This is a genomic window from Peribacillus sp., from assembly GCF_059453735.1.
The window spans coordinates 1-1,646 of record NZ_JAZVJO010000013.1 but is presented as its reverse complement, the minus strand read 5'-3'; the positions used below and the strand labels follow the sequence as shown (position 1 = coordinate 1,646).

Sequence of the window (1,646 nt, the reverse complement as noted above, 5' to 3'; positions counted from 1 at the left end):
TCGGACGGGGAAAATGGCTCGCTTGTCCTCTTTAGGAATATGCATTACCGGGTGTCCACAGTAAAGGTTGATGCGGTAAGTGCAGTCGGTTCTGGCGACTCTTTCATCGCCGGATTTGCGACAGGTTTGGTACGAGGTTATTCTTTGGAACAGACGTTGGCACTTGCCTCAGCATGTGGTGCTGCCAATGCATTGGAAGAAAGAACCGGCTATGTGGATGTGAAAAACGTTAAAGAATTGATTGGTCAAATTACAGTATCCAGAGTTAGGTAGAGGGAAAAATTAAATGGTCTTCATCATTAAGATGAAGACCTTTGGGTATTTGTTAAAGGTATCCTTTTGATAGGGTATGTTGAAATAAGCAATTAGGGTGTAAAAAGAGGAGGAGTTAGATGAAGATTGGAGTTATTGGCCTGGGTGATATTACGCAGAAAGCATATCTCCCTATTTACAGTTTCATAAGTGGTGTTGAGTTCCATTTATACACGAGGAATCAGGACAAGCTGCGCGAACTGGCCGAGCAGTACAGATTTGAGTACATACATTCAAGCTTGGAATCTCTGATAGAAAGCGGTATTCAGGCAGCGTTTGTCCACACAGCAACTCGTGCACACGAAAGCATTGTCCGAAAATTACTTGAGAGCAACATTCATGTGTTTGTTGATAAGCCATTAACATATGATTATGAAAGCTCTAAGGCATTGGTTGAGCTAGCGTCAGAAAAGGGACTCATTCTAACAGTGGGCTTTAACCGCAGGTATGCACCAGTTAATAAAAAGCTAAAAGAAGTTGCCGATCCTAACATGGTGATCGTGCAAAAGAATCGAAAGCAGCTCCCGGATGACCCAAGGACATTTGTTTTTGATGATTTCATTCATGTGGTAGATACACTTAGATTCTTATTCCCTTATCCGGTTGAAGAGATGATTATCCATGGAAGGATGGAGGGAGACCAATTATATTCTGTTGTTCTCCAGTTTATTTCTGGTGGAAAAATAGGAATAGGCATCATGAACAGGGATAACGGAACAACCGAGGAGATTGCCGAAGTGATGGGGCCGTATGAGAAGCGAACAGCTTACAACGTATCAAAATTAGCCATCTCAAAGGATCAGATGGTATATGAGATTCGTGATAATGACTGGCAGCCAACGCTTGAAAAACGAGGTTTCAACCAAATGGTTGATGATTTCATACAGGCAATTAAAACTTCCGGGAAGCCGTTAATTTCTGCTGAAGATGCGCTAATCACTCATCAGATTTGCGAAAATGTATTAGAGGAAATAACAAAAAGTAAGTAAAATGATTCTTAGTTTTCATGAATATCTTTGGGTCATGTTGGCCGTTTACTTTAGTGGCGGTAAAAGTAACCTCGAGTGTCAGCGCATTCCGGCAAAGAGCTGGACGGTCTAATTAAAGCGGTAAACTATAATAATCTGATATATTAATGAGATTCTAGAATGATTGATTTTAATAAGTAGCATCTCTCATTCTAAAAAGTGCAGTTGTTTCTAAAGTCTGATAGTGTGAGTCCGGAGTAATTTCAAGCTGATTCAAGTTTAAAAGGAAATAAGGAGTTAGATATATGTTTTTGTGTCAATTCCCCGAAAAAACAAAAACAAAAGAACAGGTGGAAAACCTAAAAT

Annotated in this window: 2 protein-coding genes; both read left to right on the top strand. The window is 40.1% G+C overall.

Going from position 1 to position 1,646, the window contains the following annotated elements; translation table 11 throughout:
- A partial coding sequence (locus AC52RT_RS00500) for a PfkB family carbohydrate kinase (RefSeq protein ID WP_495538940.1) occupies nt 1-273 on the top strand: 273 nt, incomplete at its 5' end.
- Between the two features lie 119 nt (nt 274-392).
- Entirely contained in the window at nt 393-1,301 is a 909-nt protein-coding gene (locus tag AC52RT_RS00495) for a Gfo/Idh/MocA family protein (protein WP_495538939.1), read from the top strand.
- The last annotated feature ends 345 nt before the right edge of the window (nt 1,302-1,646 follow it).

Excerpts from the sequence above, each read along its gene's own strand:
- AC52RT_RS00495 (WP_495538939.1), top strand. The coding sequence starts at position 393 with ATGAAGATTGGAGTTATTGGCCTGGGTGATATTACGCAGAAAGCATAT.